A 23,169-nucleotide genomic window follows, 5' to 3' on the forward strand; every position below is an offset into this window, starting at 1 on the left:
GGCGCGACCGGAAGGCGGTCGCGACGAACCTTTCCGGTAAGAGGAGTCAGCGTGTCTGACGTGGTGTTCGTGGTCCTCACGGTGGCGCTGTTCGCAGTGCTCGCCCTGGTGGTCCGGGCGGTGGAGAAGCTGTGAACGCGGTCAACGCCGTCGGTCTGGTGCTCGCGATCGTCCTGGGCGCGTTCCTGGTGTTCGCCCTGCTGTTCCCGGAGCGCTTCTGATGACCATGACAACAGCGGGCGTCATCTTCGTGCTGACGCTGGTGGCGGCGCTCGTCGCCGTCTACAAGCCGTTCGGCGACTACATGTTCCGGGTCGTTTCCGGGACGAAGCAGTCGCGCGTCGAGCGGGGGATCTACCGCCTGGTCGGCGTCGACCCGGCCGCCGAGCAGACCTGGGGCGTGTACGCCCGCAGCGTGCTCGCGTTCTCGGCCGTCTCGATCCTGTTCCTGTACCTGTTTCAGCGGGTGCAGAACCACCTGTGGCTGTCGCTGGGCTTCGACCCGGTGATGACCCACGGCGCGTGGAACACTGCCGTCTCGTTCGTGACCAACACGAACTGGCAGTGGTACTCGGGTGAGTCGACCATGGGCCACCTCGTGCAGATGGCCGGTCTGGCCGTGCAGAACTTCGTCTCGGCGGCGGTCGGCATCGCGGTGGCGGTCGCGTTGGTCCGCGGCTTCGCCCGCAGCCGCACCGGGCAGCTCGGCAACTTCTGGGTCGACCTGACCCGGATCGTGCTGCGGATCCTGGTGCCGATCGCGGTCCTCGGCGCAGTCGTGCTGATGATCGGCGGAGTGGTGCAGAACCTGTCCGCCGGCACCGATGTGAGCACGCTGACCGGCGGCAGCCAGACGATCACCGGTGGCCCGGTCGCCGGCCAGGAAGTGATCAAGGAGCTGGGCACCAACGGCGGCGGCTTCTACAACGTCAACAGCGCGCACCCGTTCGAGAACCCCACCACCTGGACGAACTGGCTGGAGATCTTCCTGATCCTGCTGATCCCGTTCAGCCTGCCCCGGGTCTTCGGCCGGATGGTCGGGCAGAACCGGCAGGGCTACGCCATCGCCGCGGTGATGGGCATCCTCGCCTTCCTCAGCGTCGCCATCACCAACATCTTCGAGCTGGCCGGCCACGGCACGGTCCCGCAGGCGGTCGGCGCGGCGATGGAGGGCAAGGAGGTGCGGTTCGACGTCTCCAACTCGGCCACCTTCGCCGCCGCCACCACGCTGACCTCGACCGGTGCGGTGAACTCGTTCCACGACTCGTTCACCTCGCTCGGTGGCGGGATGCTGCTGGGCAACATGATGCTCGGCGAGGTCGCGCCCGGCGGCACCGGTTCCGGCCTGTACGGCCTGCTGATCCTCGCGGTGATCACGGTCTTCGTGGCGGGGCTGATGGTCGGTCGCACCCCCGAGTACCTGGGCAAGAAGATCGGGTCGCGGGAGATCAAGTTCGCCTCGCTCTACTTTCTGATCACGCCGATCCTGGTGCTCGTCGGCACGGCTGCGGCGTTCGCCACCGGAAACAACTCCACGGCGCTCAACGTCGGGCCGCACGGCCTCTCCGAGGTGCTGTACGCGTTCACCTCGGCCAGCAACAACAACGGCTCCGCCTTCGCGGGCATCACGGTCAACACGGCCTGGTGGAACACCGCACTCGGGTTGTGCATGCTGCTCGGCCGGTTCCTGCCGATCATCTTCGTGCTCGCGTTGGCCGGCTCGCTGGCCCGCCAGGCACCCACCCCCGCGTCCGAGGGCACCCTGCCGACCCACCGACCGCTGTTCATCGGGATGGTCGTCGGCGTCACGGTGGTCCTCGTCGCGCTGACCTTCCTGCCCGCGCTCGCGCTCGGCCCGCTGGCAGAAGGGCTCTGACCATCATGAGGAACGAGGACATGTCCGTCACGTCCGCCCCGACAGAGCAGCTTCCCGGCAGCCCGGCGACGCAGGGCAACCGGATCGGTGGAGGCCTGCTCGACCCCAAGCAGCTCGTCCGGTCCCTGCCGGACGCCGTACGCAAGCTCAACCCGGCCACCCTGTGGCGCAACCCGGTGATGCTGATCGTCGAGGTCGGCGCGGCCTTCACCACCGTCCTGGCGGTGACCGACCCGTCGGTGTTCGCCTGGGCGATCACCGCCTGGCTGTGGCTGACCGTGATCTTCGCCAACCTGGCCGAGGCGGTCGCCGAGGGTCGGGGCAAGGCCCAGGCAGCCGCCCTGCGGCAGGCCAAGCAGGACACCATCGCCACCCGGCTGGTCGACTGGAAGCCCGGCGCGCGGGCCAACACCTACCGCGACGAGGCGGTGCCCGCGCCGGAGCTGCGCCAGGGCGACGTCGTCCTGGTCGAGGCCGGCGGGATCATCCCGGGCGACGGCGACATCGTCGAGGGCATCGCCAGCGTCGACGAGTCGGCGATCACCGGTGAGTCGGCCCCGGTCATCCGCGAGTCCGGCGGCGACCGCAGCGCGGTCACCGGCGGCACCAAGGTGCTCTCCGACCGGATCATCGTGAAGATCACCCAGAAGCCGGGGGAGAGCTTCATCGACCGGATGATCGCCCTGGTCGAGGGCGCGAACCGGCAGAAGACGCCGAACGAGATCGCGCTGAACATCCTGCTCGCCGCGCTCACGGTCATCTTCCTGCTGGCCGTGGTCACCCTCCAGCCGCTGGCGATCTTCTCCAAGGCGTACCAGGCCGCCGCACCGGACAGCGGGGCGATCAACGGCTCCGGTGTGACCGGCGTCGTGCTGGTCTCGCTGCTGGTCTGCCTGATCCCCACCACCATCGGCGCGCTGCTGTCGGCCATCGGCATCGCCGGCATGGACCGCCTCGTCCAGCGCAACGTGCTGGCCATGAGCGGTCGGGCCGTCGAGGCGGCCGGCGACGTCAACACGCTGCTGCTGGACAAGACCGGCACCATCACGCTGGGCAACCGGCAGGCCGCCGAGTTCGTCCCGGTCGAGGGCGTCGACGCCGCGACCGTGGCCGACGCCGCCCAGCTCTCCAGCCTGGCCGACGAGACCCCGGAGGGGCGCTCGGTGGTCGTCCTGGCGAAGAACGAGTTCGGGCTCCGCGAACGCGAGCCTGGCGTCATGCCGCACGCCACCTTCGTACCGTTCACCGCGCAGACCCGGATGAGCGGCGTCGACCTGACCCCGGACGCCAGCGTCGACGGTGGCGCGTCGGGCACGGCCCGCCGGGTCCGCAAGGGCGCCGCCGCAGCGGTCATGAAGTGGGTACGGGAGAACGGCGGTCACCCGACCGAGCAGGTCGGCGAGATCGCGGACGCGATCAGCGGCACCGGCGGCACCCCGCTCGTGGTCGCCGAGCACGTCGACGGTGAGCCGGCCCGTGCGCTCGGCGTCATCCACCTCAAGGACGTGGTCAAGTCCGGCATGCGCGAGCGGTTCGACGAGATGCGCCGGATGGGCATCCGGACCGTGATGATCACCGGTGACAACCCCCGTACCGCGAAGGCCATCGCCGATGAGGCCGGAGTGGACGACTTCCTGGCCGAGGCGACGCCGGAGGACAAGCTCGCGCTGATCAAGCGGGAGCAGGAGGGTGGTCGGCTGGTCGCGATGACCGGTGACGGCACCAACGACGCGCCGGCGCTCGCCCAGGCCGACGTCGGGGTGGCGATGAACACCGGTACGTCGGCCGCCAAGGAGGCCGGCAACATGGTCGACCTCGACTCCGACCCGACCAAGCTGATCGAGATCGTGGAGATCGGCAAGCAGTTGCTGATCACCCGCGGTGCACTGACCACGTTCAGCATCTCGAACGACATCGCGAAGTACTTCGCGATCATCCCGGCCATGTTCGCCGGCCTCTACCCGAGCCTGGACGCGCTGAACATCATGCGGCTGGCCAGCCCGGAGTCGGCGATCCTGTCCGCCGTCATCTTCAACGCCCTGGTGATCATCGCGCTGATCCCGCTCGCCCTGCGCGGCGTGCGGTACCGGCCGGCCGCCGCGTCGAAGCTGCTCAGCCGCAACCTGCTGGTCTACGGGCTGGGCGGCATCATCGTGCCGTTCATCGGGATCAAGATCATCGACCTGCTCATCCAGTTCATCCCGGGGATTTCGTGATGCGTCTACCCACCTGGATCGCCCAACACCTCGCCGCCCTGCGCGCCCTGCTCGTCTTCACGGTGCTGCTCGGCCTGGTCTACCCGCTGGCCCTGGTCGCGCTCGGCCAACTGCCCGGCCTCAACCACAAGGCCGACGGTTCGCTGATCACCTCGGGCGGTGCCACCGTTGGCAGTTCGCTGATCGGCCAGTCCTTCACCGACGCGGACGGCAACCCCGTCGCCCGCTACTTCCAGTCCCGCCCGTCGGCCGCCGGCGACGGCTACGACCCGACGTCCACCTCGGCCAGCAACCTCGGCCCGGAGAGCGTCGTCGACACCATCGCCAGCGACCCGGAGGAGTCCAGCGAGAGCCTGCTCACCCAGGTCTGCGGGCGCAGCAAGGCGGTCGGGAAGCTGAACGGCGTCGACGGTCGGCGTCCGTTCTGCACCGACGACGGGGTGGGCGCCGTACTCGCGGTGTTCCGCGCCGACGGCCTGACCGGCCCGGTCACCCGGGTGGTCAGCGTCAACCAGGTCGCCCCGGCGACGCCGTTCGTTCCCTCGTACCAGGGGGTCACCGTGGAGCTGGCCAAGCCCGGCGAGGACTACGTGGCCGCGGGCGGAGTGGTCACCCCGATCCGGGGCGACGCGCCGGCCGACCCGGCGGTGCCCGCCGACGCGGTCACCGCCAGCGCCAGCGGTCTCGACCCGCAGATCAGCCCGGCGTACGCCGAGTTGCAGGTGAACCGGGTCGCGCGGGAGCGCGGCGCGGACCCGGCGGTGGTCCGCAAGCTCGTCGAGGAGCACACCGACGGGCGGGGGCTCGGCTTCATGGGTGCGCCCGGCGTCAACGTGCTGGAACTCAACATCGCCCTCGACAAGCAGTTCCCGGCGCGCTGAGCGTGAAAGGAAGGGCCCCTTACTAACGCATAGCGTTAGTAAGGGGCCCTTCCTTCGACATTGAGAGGATGGTTCCCGTGCCACGCGGAGAACTACGCATCTATCTCGGGGCCGCTCCCGGCGTCGGCAAGACGTACGCGATGTTGGAGGAGGCCCAGCGGCGGGCCGCGCGCGGCACCGACGTGGTGATCGGCTTCGTGGAGACGCACGGCCGGCAGCACACCGCCGCGATGATCGGCGACCTGGAGCAGGTGCCCCGCCGCACGATGACCTACCGGGGCGCCGAGTTCACCGAGATGGACGTGGACGCGGTGCTGGCCCGCCGGCCGGAGATCGCGGTCGTCGACGAGCTGGCCCACAGCAACGTGCCCGGCTCGCGGCACGACAAACGCTGGCAGGACGTCCAGGAACTGCTGGACGCGGGGATCGACGTGCTGTCCACGGTCAACGTGCAGCACCTGGAATCGGTGAACGACGTCGTCGCGCAGATCACCGGCACCACCCAGCGGGAGACCGTGCCGGACGAGATCGTCCGCGCCGCCGAGCAGGTCGAGCTGGTCGACATGACCCCCGAGGCGCTGCGCCGGCGGATGGCGCACGGCAACATCTACCGCCCCGACAAGATCGACGCCGCGCTGGGCAACTACTTCCGGGTCGGCAACCTCACCGCGCTGCGCGAACTGGCGCTGCTCTGGCTGGCCGACAAGGTCGACGAGCAGCTCGACAGGTACCGCAGCCAGCAGGGCATCGCCGCCACCTGGGAGGCCCGGGAACGGGTCGTGGTGGCGCTGACCGGCGGCCCGGAGGGTGAGACGCTGATCCGCCGGGCCGCCCGGATCGCGGCCCGCAGCAAGGGCGCCGACCTGCTCGCCGTGCACGTGGCCCGCAGCGACGGTCTGGCCGGCGCCGACCCGGCCCAACTCGCCCGCCAACGGGTGCTCGTGGAGAGCCTGGGCGGCACATACCACCAGGTGCTCGGCACCGACGTGCCGGCCGCGCTGCTCGACTTCGCCCAGGGCGTGAACGCCACCCAGCTCGTGCTCGGCGCGAGTCGGCGGGGTCGCCTCGCGCAGATCTTCGCCCGGGGCGTCGGGGTGACCACCACCGCGCTCTCCGGCTCGATCGACGTACACCTGGTCACCCACAAGCAGGCCGGCAAGGGCCGGCGGGCGTCGGCCGTGCCCGCGGCGCTGTCCCGACGTCGCCGGCTGCTCGGCTTCGGCCTGGCGGTGCTCGGCATGCCGCTGCTCACCCTGCTGCTCAAGGCGCTGCCCGACCTGACGCTGACCAACGACATCCTGCTGTTCCTCGCCGGAGTGGTCGGGGTCGCGCTGGTCGGCGGGGTGTGGCCGGCGCTGGTGGCCGCGCTCGGCGGGTCGCTGCTGCTCAACTGGTTCTTCACCCCGCCGTACCGGACGCTCACCATCGCCGAGGCCGACAACCTGCTCGCGCTCGCCGTCTTCGTCGGGGTGGCCCTCGCGGTGAGCTGGATCGTCGACGTGGCCGCCCGGCGGACCCGCGAGGCCGCGCGCGCCGCCGCCGACGCGCAGACCCTCGCCGCCGTCGCCGGTGGGGTGCTGCGCGGCGAACGTCCGCTGGCCGCCCTGCTCGACCAGCTCCGCGAGACGTTCGGGCTGCGCGCGGTGAGTCTGCTGGAGCTGGCCGAGGAGGCGAGCGGTCGCCCCGAGCGGGCCCGCGAGGAACACGCCTGGTGCGTCGTGGCCAGCGTCGGTGAGCAGCCGGCCTGCACGCCGGACGACGGCGAGACCGCGGTACCCGTCGACGAGCGCATCACCGTGGTGCTCAGCGGCCGGCGGTTGGAGGCCGCCGACCGGCGGATCGTCGAGGCGTTCGCCGCCCAGGCCGCCGTCGCGCTACGCCAGGAACGGCTCGCCGAGGAGGCCGCCACCGCCCGGCCCCTCGCCGAAGCCGACCGGATGCGCACCGCGCTGCTCGCGGCGGTCAGCCACGACCTGCGTACGCCCCTGGCGTCGGCTAAGGCGGCGGTGACCAGCCTGCGCAGCCACGACATCGAGTTCGACGAGGCGGACCGCGAGGAGTTGCTGGAGACCGCCGAGGAGTCGCTCGACCGCCTCGCCCGACTGGTCGCGAACCTGCTCGACATGAGTCGCCTTCAGGCCGGCGCGCTGGGCATCACGTCGACGACCATCGGTCTGGAGGACGCCGTACCCCTGGCCCTGGACGAACTTGGCCCGGCGGCCGCGACCGTCGCCACGGACATCCCGGCCGACCTGCCGGCGGCCACCGCCGACCCCGGCCTGCTGGAACGGGTGCTGGTCAACGTCATCGCCAACGCGCTGCGCTACAGCCCGCCCGACCAGCCGCCCACGATCACCGCCAGCGCGCACGCCGGCCAGGTCGAGCTGCGGATCATCGATCGTGGGCCCGGCATCCCGGAGGACAAGTGGGAGCACGTCTTCCTGCCGTTCCAGCGCCTCGGTGACCGGGACAACCAGACCGGCGTCGGCCTCGGGCTCGCCCTGTCCCGGGGGTTGGCCGAGGCGATGGGTGGCAGCATCACCCCCGAGACCACCCCCGGCGGAGGTCTCACCATGGTGCTGCGGCTGCCCGCCGCCGCCCAGACCAGCCCGGAGGAGCCGCAGGAATGACGCGCATCCTGGTCGTCGACGACGAACCGCAGATCCTGCGGGCCCTGCGGATCAACCTGCGCGCCCGCCGGTACGACGTGGACGTCGCCGCGACCGGGGCCGCCGCGTTGAAGGCCGCCGCCAGCCACCCGCCCGACCTGGTGGTCCTGGACCTCGGCCTGCCCGACATCGACGGCGTCGAGGTGATCCGTGGCCTGCGCGGCTGGACGGCCGTGCCGATCATCGTGCTCTCCGGTCGGGCCGGCAGCGAGGACAAGGTCGCCGCGCTGGACGCGGGCGCGGACGACTACGTCACCAAGCCGTTCGGGGTGGAGGAGCTGCTGGCCCGCATCCGCGCGGTGACCCGGCGGCTCGGCGGCCCCACCGAGGCCGTGCCGGCGCTGCGGATCGGCCGGCACACCGTCGACCTGGCCGACCACCGCGTCTGGCGCGACGACGACACCGAGGTCAAGCTGACCCCCACGCAGTGGAGCGTGCTGGAGAAGCTGCTGCGCCACCCCGGCAAGCTGGTCAGCCAACGCCAGCTCCTGCAGGAGGTGTGGGGGCCGGAGTACCAGAACGAGACCAACTACCTGCGGCAGTACCTGGCCCAGCTCCGGCGCAAGTTGGAGGACGATCCGGCCCGCCCCCGCCACCTCATCACCGAGCCGGGCATGGGCTACCGCTACCGTCCCTGACCGTTGACACCCGCCCGCCGAGATTGAAGAATTTCGCTAGCAGTGGCAGCGGCGTGCTTCTGTAACCGTCCCCTCCGGTTACCCCTTGGAGTGCGCCGTGTCCCTGCCCCTGTCCCGTCGCCGGCTGTTGACCGCCGGGGGCGCCGGCCTCGTCCTGGCCGGCCTGGCCGACCCGTTCCGCGCCGGCCCCGTCAGAGCCGCCGTCACCACCGCCGACCTGGTCGTCTACGGCGCCACCGCCGGCGGGTTGGCCGCCGCGATAACCATGCGCCGACTCGGCCGCACCGCCGTGGTGGTCGAACCCACCAGCCACGTCGGCGGGCTGAGCACCGCCGGGCTCGGGGCCACCGACACCGGCGTCCAGGCGTCCATCGGCGGGCTGGCCGCCGAGTTCTACCGCCGGGTGTACGTCAAGTACCACGGCGGGACGCTCACGCCGACCTCCCCGCTGCGGATGACCTTCGAACCGCACGTCGCCACCGAGATCTTCGCCGAGATGCTGGCCGAGGCGGGCGTCCCGGTGGTCGTCGGAGCCCGACTGTCCAGCCTCGGCCGCGCCGGCAACCGGATCACCGAGCTGCGCACCGAGGACGGCTCGGTCTACGCAGGTGGCGTGTTCGTCGACGCCACCTACGAGGGTGACCTGCTCGCCATGGCGGGGGTGAGCTTCACCGTGGGGAGGGAGTCCAACGACACGTACGGCGAGACGATCAACGGGGTGCAGTCCCGCAACACCCACCAGTTCGTCTACCCCGTCGACCCGTACGTGACGGCCGGCTCGCCGGCCAGCGGCCTGCTGCCGGGCATCTCCACCACCCCGCTCGCCCCGCAGGGCAGCGGTGACGACCGGATCCAGGCGTACTGCTTCCGGATGTGCCTCACCCAGGCGGCGAACCGCATCCCGTTCGCCAGGCCGTCCGGCTACGACCCGATCCGGTACGAGCTGCTGTTGCGCCACATCCAGGCCGGCTACACCGGGCCGTACTTCACCACCGCATCCATCGGCGGCGGCAAGACCGACTCCAACAACAACGGCGCGGTCTCCACCGACGACATCGGCTTCAACTACGCGTACCCGACGGCGAGCTGGGCCGTCCGCGAGAGCATCATCGCCGAGCACCGCACGTACCAGCAGGGACTGATGTGGTTCCTGGCCAACGACCCCCGGCTGCCGGCGACCGTGCGCGACTCGACCGCCCGGTGGGGGCTGCCCGTCGACGAGTTCACCGGCACGGGTGGCTGGCCACCGCTGCTCTACATCCGCGAGGCCCGCCGGATGGTCTCCGCGTACGTGATGACCGAGGCCGACTGCCGGGGTCGGACGCGGGTCACCGACTCGGTGGGCCTGGCCAGCTACACGATGGACTCACACAACTGCCAGCGGGTGGTGGTCGACGGGCGGGTCCGCAACGAGGGGGACGTGCAGATCAGCGTCCCGCAGCCGTACCCGGTGAGCTACCGCGCGATCGTCCCGCACCAGAACCAGTGCGCCAACCTGCTCGTGCCCGTCTGCCTGTCGGCCAGCCACATCGCGTACGGCTCGATCCGGATGGAGCCCGTGTTCATGATCCTCGGGCAGGCGGCGGCCACCGCGGCGTCGCTGGCGCTCACCGGCGACCTCGCCGTGCAGGCCGTCTCCGTACCCGCCCTGCAGGCCCGGCTGCGCCAGGACGGCGCGGTGCTCGACTGGGGAACGCCCGGCGAGGTGATCGTGGACAACGCCTCGACCAGCGGGGTTACCCGGGCCGGGACGTGGCTGCGCAGCACCAGCATCGGCGGCTACTACGGCGCGGACTACGAGCACGACGGCAACACCGCCAAGGGCGTCAACCGGCTGCGGTTCCGCCCGACGCTGCCCACCGCCGGCTCGTGGACCGTGCACCTGCGCTGGACCGCCGACCCGAACCGGGCGACGAACGTGCCGGTGGACATCGCGTACTCCGGTGGGGTGACCACCCGGACCGTCGACCAGCGGCAGTCCGGCGGCCAGTGGGTGTCGATGGGCACCTACCCGTTCACCGCGGGCAGCGACGGGAGCGTGCTGATCCGCACGGAGGACACCGACGGCTACGTGGTCGCCGACGCCGTGCGCTTCGTACCAGCCTGAACGGGCGCGTCTCCGCTCAGTACTCGACGCCGACCAGCCCTTCGGAGACGGTCCACAGCCGGGCCGCGTCGTCCGTACCGCGGGCCGCACGGTAAACGGTCAACTCGGTCGGCGCGCCGGTGAACTGCCCCAGACCGTCCGGCCCGTAGAACCGGCCGCCCTGCGCCCGCTCGCTGCTGGCCGCGTAGAGGGCGGGCCGCAGGCCGGCATCCACTGACTGGACCAGGATGCCCCAGCGGGCCAGCCGGCTCATCAGGGCGTGGTGTGGCGAGGGCCGGCTTCGGCCCAGGTTGGGCCCGGACGCGTACAGGTTGGTCATGGTGGTGCCGGGGTGCGCCACGTTGCTGGTGACGCCCCAACCGCCGGCCCGACTGCGCCTGTCGAACTCCAGCCCGAAGTGCAGCGTGGCCAGCTTGGAGGCGTTGTACGCGCGGACCGCCCCGTACCGTCGGGTGCTCTGCAGGTCGTCCCAGTCCAGCCTGCCGGAGCGTGCGGCGCTGCTCGACATGGACGTGACCCGGGCTCGTCCGGCCCGCAGCAGCGGCAGCAACCGTCCGGTCAGCGCGAAGTGGCCGAGGTGGTTGGTGCCGAACTGCAGCTCGAAGCCGTCGGCGGTGGTATGTCGGGTGGGTGGCGTCATCACACCGGCGTTGTTGATCAGGAGGTGGATCGGTCGCCCCTCGCCGAGCAGTGTGTCGGCCAGTGCGGCCACCGAGTCCAGCGAGGCGAGGTCGAGCTGCCGGGTCGACACGGTGGCGCCCGGCGCGGCGGCCCGGACGGCGTCCAGCGCGGCGTCACCCTTGGTTGGGTTGCGGACCGGCAGCACCACCTCCGCTCCGGCGCGGGCCAGCCGCTTGGCCAGGGCGAGCCCCAGCCCGTCACTGCCGCCGGTCACCACGGCGAGCTTTCCGGTCAGGTCCCCAACGGTCTCATCGAGCACGACAACCTCCACGTCGCGGCGTCCTTCATCGGTCGCCGACAACACTGGGTCGGTTCGCGCCCGGTATTCAGGGTGACCTCGTCCAGGGATCGCCGATCCCTGGCTGGCGGACCGCTGCTCAGACAGGGCGAGTAACGTTCCGAACGGACCAAGATCGGCGTACGAGGAGGCTCGGTGCAGACGACGACGGTGGACATCCCGACCAGCGACGGAACGGCGGACGCGAGCCTGACCCGGCCCGACGGTGACGGCCCGTTCCCCGCCGTGCTCCTCTTCATGGACGCCTTCGGCCCCCGGCCCCGACTGGTGGAGATGGCCGAGCGGATCGCCGAACGCGGTTACCTGGTGCTCACGCCCCACCTGTTCTACCGGGCCGGCCGGGCGCCCCTGTTCGACCTGTCCCGGCTCGGCGAGGCCGACCAGCGAGGGGCCCTCTTCGAGAAGATCGTGCCGCTGATCGGGGCGCTGACCCCCGACGTGATCAGCCGGGACACCGCCGCGTACCTGGACTTCCTGGCCGCCCGCGACGACGTCCGGCCGGGCCCGGTCGTGATCACCGGCTACTGCATGGGCGGTACGAACGCGCTGCGGGCCATCGAGGCGTACCCGGACCGCGTCGCGGCCGTCGCCAGCTTCCACGCCGGGCGGGTCGTCACCGACGCGCCGGACAGCCCGCACCTGGGCGTCGGCTCGATCAGCGGCGAGCTGTACTTCGGGCACGCCGACGCGGACCAGTCCATGACGCCCGAGCAGATCGCCACCCTGGAGCAGGCGCTCGACGCCGCCGGGGTGCGCTACCGCTCCGAGGTGTACGAGGGCGCGCACCACGGTTTCACGATGGCCGACACCCCGATGTACCACGAGCAGGCCACCGAGCGGCACTGGGCGGCCCTGTTCGACCTGCTGGACCGTGTCCTGCCGGTGCGCTGACGCAGGCGAACAGCGCGAGGTACATGACGCTGCCCCGAACCACGATCTCCACCAACGGGGTGTCCGGGACGAACAGCTCATGCCAGTCGGCCACTCGACGGGCTACCCGCCGCCCGCGCGGCCATGCCTACCCGGTCAGGGGCGCAGCAGCACCGGGCCGGCGTCGATCCTCACCCGGAACAGCGCGTACGGCTTGCGTCGCAGGTCCCGGCCCCGCTGGTACTGCGGCTGCCGGTGCAGCTGGTTCGCGGTCACGTAGAGGTGCCCGTCGGCGGCCACCGACATGGTGTCCGGCCACAGCAGGCGCGGGTCGTGTACGAAGGTCTCGTACTCGCCGTCCGGCAGTCGCCGCAGCACGGCGTTGTGCTCGTACGAGGTGAAGTAGAGCCGCCCCTTGTCGTCGGACTCCAGGCCGTCCGACCCGGTGCCCTTGTCCCCCTCGTCGACGACGGTCGCCGCGACCGCCTCCTGCGTCACCGACGGGTCGGCCAACGCCTCGGCCGAGACGCTGTGCAGGTGCCGGGACAGCAGCGGGGAGTAGTACAGCCGCTCGCCGTCGGCCGAGATGGCGATGCCGTCGGAGCCCATCGCCAGCGGCTTCGGCGGGCCGTCCGGCGGGCGGTTCATGAGCGGACGACCCTCGACGAAGGGGCGGAAGGTCGTCACCGGGTCCGCCTTCGTGGACGGGTGATCGTGCAGCCGCCGCCAGGAGGCGCCGCTGGCCAGGTCCACCACGATGATCCCGTTCGGCCCGGAGTCCGTCGAGTCGGTGAGGTAGGCGACCCCGGCCTCGCCCCGACGCAGGTCGAAGCGGACGTCGTTGAGGTACGTCGTCGGCGGCGCCACGTCCTGCGGAAAGGTGATCACCTGGGCCACGGTGTCGCTGTCCAGGTCGATCCGCACCAGCTTCGGCCCACCCGGCTTCGTGGGCTGGAGCTTCGGGCTGCCGGTGTCCACCACCCAGAGCCGGTCCGCCGGGTCCACCACGATGCTCTGCACCGACACGAACGCCCCCGCGTCGTCGATGCCGGACGGGCTGTTCCACGCCTGGTCGGGGAAGGGCACCTCCCGGCCGTCGCGCAGTTCGACCACGCCGGCCGGCGGGTCGTCACCCCACTGCGGGAAGTTGACGAAGATTCGCCCCTGGTGCGAGACGCTCACCCCGGTCGGCATCGGGCCGGTGAAGGTGTGCACCAATTCCAACTCGCCAACCGGCTCGTCGCCGACCGGCCCGTTCATGACGAACGCTCCACGGTGCTCATCGTCCAGCCCCCTGTCGGTCGACCCACTGCCGCTTCCGGCGTGGCTATTCCCACCCCGGCGTCCGATATGCCTCTGCCGCTCTGCGGTCCGGCGCGGGTCGTCAGCGGCCGCCCGACGTCGGGTCGGACCGGTTCGGCGTGGGTCGTCGGTGGCCGTCCGACGTCGGGTCAGACGGCGTGGGCGTGGGAGATGGGCAGGCCGGGGACACCGACGTCGACCGCGAGCAGCGCGCCGTCGAGCGGACCGGCCGACGTGAGGCCGACCGAGGCGGTGCCGATGAAGAGACGCCGCAGGTCGCCGCCGCCGAGGCAGATGCCGGCCGGCTGGGCCGCCGGTAGCTGGATCTCCCGGTCCAGGCTGCCGTCCGGCCGGTAGCGGCGGACGGCGGAGCCGCCCCACAACGCGACCCAGAGGTGGTCCGCGGCGTCGACCGTCATCCCGTCCGGGCTGCCCTCGTCCGGGGACAGCCGCACGAACGGCGTCCGCCCGTGCAGGTCACCGGTGGCCGGGTCGACGGCGAACCGGTCGATCTCGCCACGCGGCGTGTCCGCGAGGTACATGGTGGTGCCGGTGGCGTCGAACGCCGGCCCGTTCGGGATGGACATGCCGGTCACGGCGGACACCGGCGCGGTGCCCGGGGTCAGCCGGAACAGCGTGCCGCCGCCGGGGGTCTGCGCGTACGTCATGCTGCCGGTCCAGAAGCGGCCGTGCGGGTCGGCGACCGCATCGTTCATCCGGGTGGGCTCGGGCGCGTCGGCGACCAGTTCGGCGATCGGCCGGGGAGCGCCGGCAGCGGGCAGCACGGCGACGCCGGTGCCGGCGGCGGCGAGCCACTCGCCGGGTCGGTCGGCCACCGGGGCGACCGCGCCGAGCGGGACGTCGAGCCGGCGTAGCTCCTTCAGCGGGGCGGGCCGGTCGCCGTCGGTCTCCAGCAGACGCCCGGCCAGCAGGTCGACCAGGACCAGCCGGTCGTCGACCCAGCGCAACCCCTCGCCCAGCTCCAACCGCTCCGTGTTCCAGACGGTCGGTTCGGTCAGCTCCATCTCGTTCCTCCTGCGGTTTCCCGGCGGTGGCAGGGGTCCGTGCCGTTGCGCGGACCGTACCGCGCGCCCACCCCATCCACGCTCCCGCGCCGGCTCAGGCCGGGACCAGCTCCCGGCAGCGACGCAGCGCGGCGAGAGCGAGCGGCGCGTCCCGGCCCGCGATCCCGGCCTCCAGTTCGGCGACCGCCCCAGCCGCGCGGGCCGGATCAGCCGCCGTCACGGCCGCCTCGGCCAGCACCAGTACGGCATCGGCGGCCCACGCCAGGATGCCCTTGGCCCGCACCAGCGTCAGCGCCTCGGTCGCGTGCCGCACTGCCTCGTCCGGCAGCCCGCGCAGGACCAGCCGAGCCAGCGCCGAGAGCGCCTGCACCAGCGGCCAGATCGCGCCGACCCGCCGCGCGTCCGTCACCACCAGACGCAGCGCGCCGTCGGCCGCCCGTACCTCGTCGTCGCCGGTGGCCGTGCGGGCCAGCACGATGGCCAGGTCGGCCCGCGCGTCGAGCAGGGTCACCGGCATCCGCTCGGCGCTGACCACCAGCCGGGACAGCCGTTCGGCCAACCCGTCGAACCGCCCGGCGGCCCGGTCCAGCGACAGCTCGGTCGCCTCCACGAGGGAGGCGAGCCGCTGGTAACCGGTCTCCTCGACCAGCTCGCGGCCGTCCGCGAGAAGCGCCGTGGCCCGGGACAGGTGCCCGGCGTGCAGCGCGCCCTGCGCCCAGTTCAGGCAGGCCCGCGCGTGTTCGCGGGGTCGGTCGACCAGGTCGGCGGAGCCGCGCAGCTCCTCGACGATCGCCCACGCGCCCGGGTCGCCCAGCTCCAGCAGCAGCGAGGCGCGCGCGATGCGTACCGCGAGGTGCGCCGCCGGGTCCCGGCTGGCGACCGCGGCGGCCTCCGCCTCCGTGCACCGCGCCAGGTGGTCGTCGACGTGCCGGCCGACCACCGTGTCGGGGGCCGCCAGCACCGCGAGGGCCGGGGCCCGGCGGCGCGGTGCCCGCAGGTACGGCACGGCTCGTTCGATTTCGGTGTACCCGCGCAGGGCCTCGCCCTGCTGACGCAGCATCCGGCCGAGCACCAGACCCAGTTCGCCCCGGGTGCCGGGCGGCAGCCGGCGGTCGGCCAACAGCCGTTCCAGGACCGGGATCGCGGTTGCCTGGCTGAGCCCGTCGATGGCCGACCGGCCGAGTTTGCCGGCCAGCCGTGCCCGTACCGGTCGGGGCAGCTCCGCGACGTCCATCGTCTGGAGCAGGAAGTCGGCGGCGGTCGCGTCGTCGCCGCGCTCGGTGGCCAGGTCGGCGGCGGCTTCGGCGTTACGGACGAAGTCGGCGCCGCTACCCGCCAGCCGGTAGTGGTGGGCGAGCTGGGCGACCGGGCGGGGCAACTCCTGCTCCAGCACCCGGGCGACGCGCAGGTGCAACCACTCCCGGGTCTCCCGGGGCATCAGGTGGTACACGATCTGGCGGGCCAGGTCATGACGGAACCGCAACCCCTCGCCGTCGTCGTGCAGCACGCCGGCCCGGTGCGCGGCGGCCAGCGCCGCGCCCACGGTCGTCCGGTCCTCGGCGAGCGCCGCGGCGAGGACACGTTGATCGGGCGCCCGACCGAGCACGGCGGCGGCGCCGAGCACCTCGCGGGTGGCGTCGTCGAGCGGGCGTAGTCGCCAGAGCAGCACATCCTGTAGGACGAACGGCACGCTGTCGTCGGCCAGGGGGTCGCCGCCGCGCTCGGCGAGCGTCCGCAGCACCTCCTCCACCACGAACGGGATGCCGGCGGTGCGGTCGAGCAGGGTGGCGGTGAGCCGGGGCGACGGCTCGTCCAACCGCAGGGTCCGGGCGGCCAGTCGACGCACGTCGTCCGCGTCGAGAGGACCCAACGGAACGCGGGTGACCGCCCGGGGCGTACGCGAGAGCACGTCGTGGATCGGTGTGCTGCCACCCGGCGGCGGCGTGCGGGCCGTGAGCAGCACGGCCAGACCGTCCACCGGGCGGGCGCTGAGGTAGCCGAGGAATTCGCAGGTCGCCGGGTCGGCCCAGTGCAGGTCCTCGAGCAGCAGCGTGGCCGGGCTCAGCGCGGCCAGCACCGCGGCGGCGGCCCGCAGCAGGCGGTGCCGTTCGGCCGCCGGGTCGGCCAACGGTGGCGGCGCGGCGGGCAGCGCGTCGGCCAGTTCGGGCAGGAGCGGCGCCAGGGCGCCCGCTACCGGGTTGAGGGTGTCGACCGGTCCGAGCCGGTCCGCGCCCGCTCGGATGGCATCCAGCAGGACGCCGAAGGGAAACGGCTCCGGTACGTCGTCGCACTCGCCGACCAGGTGCGGTCCGCCAAGTGTGGCGAGCAGTTCGGTGACCAGTCGGCTCTTGCCGATGCCGGGCTCGCCTTCGAGCAGGACCAGGCAGGGCGGGGCCTCGACGAGGCGGCGTAGCTGGGCCAGTTCGGCTCTGCGTCCGACGAACTCGACGGGTCCGCGCAGGCGTGCGGGGCGAACGGAGGTGGAACCCCCGCCGCCCCGCGTCGTGTTGTCGTCGTCGCCGCTCACCGTGGGGCGAGCAGATCACCCGTGCGCGGGGGGTCGGCCGCCCGGCGGTCCGGTGGTGACTCAGGTCACACGCCGTCCGCCGGGCGTTGCCGATGTCAGGACTGGACGGTGACCGGCACGGTCTTGAGCGACCCGTCGCCGTTGCGGAACTCCAGTACCCCGAGGTAACGCCGCCCCGGCAGGAGCCCCGACCAGCGCAGGGTGAGCTTCGCCGTCGCGCCCGGCTGCACGCTGCGCTGCGCCGGGTCGATGGTGGACCGGCCGGTCGAGGTGCCCGGCGCGCCCGGCAGGTAGCTGGTGATGGTGTACGCGTTGGTCTCGTCCGCGATGTTCTCGGTGAACTCCTGCTCCACGACCACGATGTAGTCGCCGGGACCGTCCGGGAGCGTCACCTTGGCACCGTCACGGCCGCTGGCCGTGGCGGTGACGAACTTCCCGTTCCGGTCGTAGACGTTGAGGCTGAACTCCGTGCACTCCATCACCCCCTCCTCGTCGTCCCAGTCGATGTGGGAGCAGGTGGGCCGCGCCGAGGTCACCTGCACGAGTGGGCTGCGGGTGCCGGACGGCACGTGCAGGGTGGTCCTGCTGATCGAGGCGGGCAGCGGGACCGGAAGGTTGTCCGACGTGCTCCAGTCCCAGCTCGGCCCGTCGCCCTTGAGGGTCACCGCGGTGCTGGTGCCCGAGGTCAGGCCGGCGAGCTGGGAGATCAGCTTGCCCCGGTAGCCGACCTCGGCGGCGATCGAGACGCTGCCGGAGGTCCCCTTGCCGACGACGGCGTCGGGGGCGACCAGCCCCGAGTTGTGCACGATCAGCGGGGTGCGTACGCGGTGCTTGAACTGGTCGCTCCAGGTGAGCGAGCCGTCGGCCCAGGTGTCGAACGCGCCGCCCGTGTTGGTGACCTCCACGCTGAAGCGGGCGGATTTACCGGGACGGATCTGCATCTTCGCCGGGGTGACCTTGACCTTGTAGCCCGGTGGGGCCTGCACCGAGGAGGAGTAGGTGCTGGTCTTGTCGCCGACGTTGGTGACGGTCCGGGTGACCGTCTGCTTGCCCACCATCCGGCCGAACGCGATCGACGGGTAGTTGAGCTGTGCGGTGTCGATGGCGCCCGTGGTGTCGCAGCCCTCCAGGTCGCCGAGGCCGAAGTCGCCGCCACGGTCGGCGGAGACCCCGCAGAGGTACCTGATCCAGTCCCGCTGGTCGGAGTCGTACACCAGGCCCGGGTCGAAGGCGCCGCCCGGCTTGACCTGACCGGCCCCGTAGTTGAGCGGGGTGGCGTCCCGGGTGCCGATCTTGATCGGGTTGCCCTTGTCGGTCTTGTCGGTGGCGCTGGTCATCAGCGCCGACCGGACCGCGGCCGGCGACCAGTCGGGGTGCTTGGCCAGCAGCAGAGCGGCGATACCGGCGATGTGCGGCGCCGCCATCGAGGTGCCGGACTCCAGCGCGAAGTCCTCGCCGCCGATGGACGGCGAGAACGCCGCCACGATGTCCTGCCCGGGAGCGCTGATGTCCGGCTTGAGCAGCTCACCGGCGTTCAGGTTTGACGGTCCCGCCGACGAGAACGCGGCGACCGACGGCGCTTCGACGATCTCCAGCTTGGCCGGCGAGATGGTCGCCGTGGGGTTGCCCTTGGCGACGTACGCGGTGACCGTAGCCAGGTCCACCTCGTTGATGTGCACGGTCGGGACCGTCTGGACGTCGGCGTTGAGGGAGTTCAGCTCGTCGTTGTAGAGCACCATCCCGATGCCGCCGGCCCGCGCGACCTCGACGCTCTTGTCGGTACGCGGGATCTCGCCGCGTAGGCAGAGCACGATCGCGCCCTTGACCTTGGCCGGGTCCAGCGTGTCGTCGGCGCAGAGGCCCGCGCCGTACGCGCCGTCCGGGTCGAGCGCGCTGTCCCGCGCGAAGACCAGCCGCGCCGGCCCGACACCGGTCTCGCCCAGGCCCGCCCCGGTGATCCGGGTGCCGTCACCGAGGGTCAGCGTCCGGTTGTTCTGCCGGTCGGTGGTGCTCGCGGCCACCGTGGTCACCCACGGCGTCGAGTTGTCGACCGTGTTGGGGTACGGGCCGGAGTTGCCGGCGGCCGCCGCCACGAACACCCCGGCCGCCGCCGCGTTGAAGAACGCCGCGTCGACCGCGCCGAACTGCTCGCTGTCGTCACCGATCGAGTAGTTGATCACGTCCACGCCGTCGGCGACCGCGTCGTCGATCGCGTGCACGATGTCGATGTCCGTACCGGACGCCGAGCCGGCGCCGTTGTCGTACAGCGCCTTGTAGATCGCCAGCCGGGCGGCCGGCGCCATGCCGGAGATCATGCCGAGGTCACGGCCGCCCTGCGTCGCCTGCACGCCGTGGTTGCCGGCGGCGGTACTGGCGGTGTGGGTGCCGTGACCGTTGCGGTCCCGGGGCGACTGATAGTCGTCCGGGAACGCGTCGGCGATGCCACTGTCGTTGTACCAGCGCGCACCGATCACCTTGTTGTTGCAGGTGACCGGCGCCTCGACGCCGACATCGCAGGTGCCCTTCCACTTGGCGTCGATGATCGCCTGGTCCGGCCGGGGCGTGGGCAACGCCGCGAAGCTCGCGCTCTCCGGCCAGTACCCGCTGTCGATGACGCCGACGATGACGCCCTCACCGGCGCGGGACTCCCCGCCGAACTCCTGCTTCCACACCCCGCCCTTTCCGGTGAGGCCGAGGTAGTCGGGCGTGTGCGAGGTGGCCGCGTGCACCGTGCGGCTCTCGTACACCGCCCGCACACCGCGCGTCGCGCGCAACCGGGCCGCCTGCGGCCCGGTCAGGTCCGCGGCGAAGCCGTTGAACGCGGTCTCCAGGGTGACCCGGGTGCGGTCGGCCGGTACGCCGACGCTGGCCAGGACAGCCGAGCGCTTCTGCCGTAGGTGCTCGCGGTAGGCGTTGGCGGTGCCGGAGGTGCGGTTCAGCTTGCCGCCGGGCGCCGGCTTCGTCGCCGCGATCCCAGGGACCCCACCGGTGTACGTCGCCAGCGGCTCCTCGGCGAGCTGGACCAGGTAACGGGCCGTCGGGCCACTGCTGGTCGGGGCGGCGGTGGCGCTACCCGGCAGGCTGGTCAGGCCGGCCGCGGTCAGCGCCACGGCGGCCAGCATGCCGACGCCGCGTCTGGTCCGTCCGGGCCGATGTGTGATCGGTTGTGGCACGTCGTTGCCTCCACGTTCGGTGCCGGCCGTCACGACTGATGACGGTGGCCGAAACGTAGGATCGGCGCCGATCTTCCAGAAGCACTCGTAACCTTCCCGTCATCTTGGAAACAAGCTCGTAACGCAACGGGTACTTTGCGCGTCATTTCCGACGGCGATTCCGCTGCTGCTGCCACTGGTCGTGCTAGTGCGCGTGCCAGGCGGTGCCTGTGTTCGTGCTCGCGCCGGGATGCCGGTGCTCGTGCCGGTGTCTGTGCTCGTGCCGGTGTCTGTGCTCGTGCCGGTGCCTGTGTTCGTGCCGGTGTCTGTGTTCGTGCCGGTGTCTGTGCTCGTGCCTGCCGGTGTCTGTGTTCGTGCCGGTGTCTGTGTTCGTGCCGGCCCGCCTGTGCCTGTGCGGCCCGACGCTGTCGAGAGAGCAGCAGGCCGTCGTGCTCGTGCGGTCCGTGCCCGTGCGTGCCCGTGCCCGTGCCGCCCATCTCGCAAAACTGTCAGTGGCGTGCCTGTTTCCTCTTCTGCGCACGGACGCTCCTGGTCGCGGGCATGGTTCGCCTACTGAAGGTCTTGCTCGTCGGACGGGTTGGCTTATCTGCGTCGGTGGTAGTGGTTGCGGCGTGGGACTTGTTCGGGATCGAGCCACGCCGGTGGGACGAACACCGGGTGGCCGTCACCGCCGAGTCGGACGTGCCAGTCGCCGTGATGGATGTGGCGGTGGTGGTGGCCACAGAGGAGGACGGCATTGTCGAGGCTGGTCTCGCCGCCATTTGCCCAGTGTCTGATGTGGTGGGCTTCGCACCAGCGGGGTGGGCGGTCGCAGCCGGGGAATGCGCAACCACGGTCACGTAGGACGAGCGCGCGGCGCAGCGGCCCGTTGATCAGGCGACGTTGTCGACCGACGTCGAGGACCTGTCCGGCGCTGTCGAGGACGGTGGGCAGGATGGCGGCGTCGCAGGCGAGGCGGCGCACTGTATTCGGGGTCAGCGTGGGGCCGGTGTCGAGAAGGCCGCCGCTGAGCTGCCGGGTCAGCGTGTCGTAGGCGGTGGTGACGACGAGCTGAGCGGAGTCGCCGCCCCTGGTGGGCAGCTCCCCGGTGCGCAGGGCGAGTCGACAGATGTCGGCGAGCGCGTCATGGCGGCGCTGGCCGGGACTGCGTGTGTCGTCGAGGCCGGTTGGTGCGGTCAGTGGATCGATGGCGGCGCGGAGCAGGCCGGCGGTTTCGGCGTCGAGGGTGCCGGTGAGGCGGAGGCGGCCGTCGGTGAGGGTGGAGAGACTGACGTGGCGCTCGCGGGCGGCGCGCCGGGCTTCGGCGTCGAGGGCGGCCTTGGCGGTGGCGTCGGCGGTCTCGGGCGCGACGTGGTCGAGGATGCGGGTGCCGAGTTTGCGCAGCAGGGTGGGCTCGAATTGCCCGGCCCAGTCGACGAGCACCGTGACGGCCTTGTCGGCGGCTTCCGGGCCGGCGGTAGCGTGAACGGCGGTGACGGTGTCGATGATGACCCGAGCCTGGTCGAGCGTGATGTCGGCGTCGGCCAGTGCCTGTCGTATCGCGGGGTGGCCGGCGTCGAGGGTGCTGGCGAGGTCGACGAGGCGGCGGGCCGTCGGGTTGGTGAGGTGGAGGCGTTCGCGCAGCCATATCGCCGTGGACGACGCGCCTTGAGCGATCGCCGTTCCCCTGCCGTCCAACTCTCGAATCAGGGCCAGTTTGACGGCGGCGAGGCGCTGCTCGGTGCGGTGTGCGGCGTCGAGGGCGGCGATGAGATCGTCCGCGGGAAGGGCCCAAACCGCCGTTTCGGCGCAGGCCACGACCGCAGCCTCTGCCTGCGTCAACCCCTCCAGCATGACTTGAGAATAGAACACCTGTACGACAATTCTACGACCAAGATCGATCGGTGCCTGGTGCCTGGTGCCTGGTGCCTGGTGCCCGGTGCGCGGTGCCCGGTGCGCGGTGCCCGGTCCGGTGCGCGGTGCCCGACCGCCCTGGCCGCACCGAACGGCTGCCTGATTGCCCCCGACCACACCGAACGACAACCTGACCGCACCGACCGCCTGACCGCATCGACCGCCTGAACGCCGCACCGACCGCCCGACCGCACAGACCGCCTGAATGCCGCACCGACCGCCTGACCGCCGCACCGACGGGGCCGGTGGTCCCGAACCGCCCCGACTGGCCCTGACCGCGCCGAGCGGCCTGACCGCGCCGAGCGGCCTGACCGCGCCGAGCGGCCTGACCGCCCCGAGCGGCCCCGAGCGCCCCAAGTGGCCCCGAGCGCCCGGAGCGCCCCGAGCGCCCCGAGCGCCCGGAGCGCCCCGAGCGCCCCGAGCGCCCCGAGCGCCCGGAGCGCCCCGACCGCCCCGAGCGGCGGCGGCAGGCCTGGCTGCGTCACTGTCGGCGGATCAGGCCCGGTCCCGCGGTGATGTCGATCTCGCCGTCCTCGACGTCGTGTCCGGCGGCGCAGCGGAGCACCGCGCGGACCGGCTCGCCGCAGTCGTGGTGGGTGGCGCGGATGCCGGGGCCGGCCTCGTCGGCGCTCCAGGTGTCGCCCCAGTTGCGCAGCGCGGTGATGACGGGCAGCAGGTCGTGGCCCTTGCGGGTGAGTTGGTACTCGTGGCGGGTGCGCTGGCCCGGCTCCCGGTAGGGGATTCGTTCGAGGAGGCCGGCGGCGACCATCTCCTTGAGTCGGGCCGCCATGGCGGGCTCGCCGACTCCGACGCGGCGGACGAAGTCGTCGAACCGTCGCGTGCCGAGCAGTGCCTCCCGCATGATCAGGATGGTCGAGCGGCTGCCCACGATGTCCATCGCCCGTGCGACGGAGCAGTTCTCCATCGACCAGGATTCGCGGTCGTCCCGTAGGTCCTCCATGTCATCCAGCTTACCTGACTTGCGTTGACGCTAGCCAGGTGATTCACTGGGA

The 23,169-nt window shown here is 71.9% G+C and carries 15 protein-coding genes and 1 pseudogene; 8 read left to right on the forward strand and 8 right to left on the reverse strand.

Going from position 1 to position 23,169, the window contains the following annotated elements; genetic code table 11:
• Positions 1–131 precede the first annotated feature (131 nt).
• The 7 genes from kdpF to ACQP03_RS03110 all read left to right on the forward strand — a co-directional run bounded on the left by kdpF (position 132) and on the right by ACQP03_RS03110 (position 10,387).
• A complete protein-coding gene (kdpF, locus tag ACQP03_RS03080) occupies positions 132–221 on the forward strand; it encodes a K(+)-transporting ATPase subunit F (RefSeq protein WP_036390805.1) in 90 nt (29 codons plus the stop codon).
• Complete coding sequence (gene kdpA / locus ACQP03_RS03085; RefSeq protein ID WP_357124110.1) at positions 221–1,876, forward strand: potassium-transporting ATPase subunit KdpA; 1,656 nt, start codon at positions 221–223, stop codon at positions 1,874–1,876. Before kdpF ends, kdpA begins: the two co-directional genes overlap by 1 nt.
• Before the next feature lie 20 nt (positions 1,877–1,896).
• Positions 1,897–4,092: a potassium-transporting ATPase subunit KdpB gene (gene kdpB, locus ACQP03_RS03090; RefSeq protein ID WP_357124112.1), complete on the forward strand. Its 2,196-nt coding sequence runs from the start codon at positions 1,897–1,899 to the stop codon at positions 4,090–4,092.
• The gene (locus ACQP03_RS03095) at positions 4,092–4,973 is read left to right on the forward strand and encodes a potassium-transporting ATPase subunit C (protein WP_357171956.1); all 882 of its coding nucleotides are present in this window, start codon (positions 4,092–4,094) and stop codon (positions 4,971–4,973) included. The genes kdpB and ACQP03_RS03095 overlap by 1 nt, the downstream gene beginning before the upstream one ends.
• 77 nt (positions 4,974–5,050) lie before the next feature.
• On the forward strand, positions 5,051–7,603 hold the full coding sequence (locus ACQP03_RS03100) for a DUF4118 domain-containing protein (RefSeq protein ID WP_433460191.1): 2,553 nt from the start codon (positions 5,051–5,053) through the stop codon (positions 7,601–7,603).
• Positions 7,600–8,280: a response regulator gene (locus ACQP03_RS03105; protein WP_234586659.1), complete on the forward strand. Its 681-nt coding sequence runs from the start codon at positions 7,600–7,602 to the stop codon at positions 8,278–8,280. The genes ACQP03_RS03100 and ACQP03_RS03105 overlap by 4 nt, the downstream gene beginning before the upstream one ends.
• Before the next feature lie 97 nt (positions 8,281–8,377).
• Complete coding sequence (locus ACQP03_RS03110; protein ID WP_357171954.1) at positions 8,378–10,387, forward strand: FAD-dependent oxidoreductase; 2,010 nt, start codon at positions 8,378–8,380, stop codon at positions 10,385–10,387.
• 16 nt (positions 10,388–10,403) lie between these two features.
• On the opposite strand, the gene ACQP03_RS03115 is transcribed toward ACQP03_RS03110, so the two are convergent.
• On the reverse strand, positions 10,404–11,327 hold the full coding sequence (locus tag ACQP03_RS03115; RefSeq protein ID WP_433460194.1) for an SDR family oxidoreductase: 924 nt from the start codon (positions 11,325–11,327) through the stop codon (positions 10,404–10,406).
• Between the two features lie 174 nt (positions 11,328–11,501).
• Here ACQP03_RS03115 and ACQP03_RS03120 point away from each other — a divergent pair, with 174 nt between their 5' ends.
• Positions 11,502–12,257 (forward strand): dienelactone hydrolase family protein, encoded by a 756-nt coding sequence (locus ACQP03_RS03120; protein WP_357124127.1) that lies wholly within the window; start codon positions 11,502–11,504, stop codon positions 12,255–12,257.
• A 7-nt stretch (positions 12,258–12,264) separates the two neighbouring features.
• Here ACQP03_RS03120 and ACQP03_RS03125 read toward each other — a convergent pair.
• From ACQP03_RS03125 to ACQP03_RS03155, 7 genes and pseudogenes are all read right to left on the reverse strand, one after another.
• A pseudogene (locus tag ACQP03_RS03125) lies at positions 12,265–12,351 on the reverse strand (DUF421 domain-containing protein); the annotation flags it as partial.
• Positions 12,352–12,392: 41 nt separating this feature from the next.
• Positions 12,393–13,496, reverse strand: a complete 1,104-nt coding sequence (locus ACQP03_RS03130) for an L-dopachrome tautomerase-related protein (protein ID WP_357396315.1) — start codon at positions 13,494–13,496, stop codon at positions 12,393–12,395.
• Between the two features lie 191 nt (positions 13,497–13,687).
• Positions 13,688–14,563 carry an SMP-30/gluconolactonase/LRE family protein gene (locus ACQP03_RS03135; RefSeq protein ID WP_357396313.1) on the reverse strand — a complete coding sequence of 292 codons (876 nt, stop codon included), beginning with the start codon at positions 14,561–14,563 and terminating at the stop codon, positions 13,688–13,690.
• 94 nt (positions 14,564–14,657) lie between these two features.
• The gene (locus tag ACQP03_RS03140; RefSeq protein WP_433460197.1) at positions 14,658–17,090 is read right to left on the reverse strand and encodes an ATP-binding protein; all 2,433 of its coding nucleotides are present in this window, start codon (positions 17,088–17,090) and stop codon (positions 14,658–14,660) included.
• Between the two features lie 95 nt (positions 17,091–17,185).
• The gene (locus ACQP03_RS03145; protein WP_433460199.1) at positions 17,186–20,263 is read right to left on the reverse strand and encodes a S8 family serine peptidase; all 3,078 of its coding nucleotides are present in this window, start codon (positions 20,261–20,263) and stop codon (positions 17,186–17,188) included.
• A gap of 582 nt (positions 20,264–20,845) precedes the next feature.
• Positions 20,846–22,096 (reverse strand): HNH endonuclease signature motif containing protein, encoded by a 1,251-nt coding sequence (locus tag ACQP03_RS03150; protein WP_357172033.1) that lies wholly within the window; start codon positions 22,094–22,096, stop codon positions 20,846–20,848.
• 541 nt (positions 22,097–22,637) lie between these two features.
• Positions 22,638–23,117 (reverse strand): winged helix-turn-helix transcriptional regulator, encoded by a 480-nt coding sequence (locus tag ACQP03_RS03155; protein ID WP_357124143.1) that lies wholly within the window; start codon positions 23,115–23,117, stop codon positions 22,638–22,640.
• Positions 23,118–23,169: the final 52 nt, after the last annotated feature.

This window comes from Micromonospora sp. CA-248212 (assembly GCF_050948405.1).
Lineage (GTDB): Bacteria > Actinomycetota > Actinomycetes > Mycobacteriales > Micromonosporaceae > Micromonospora.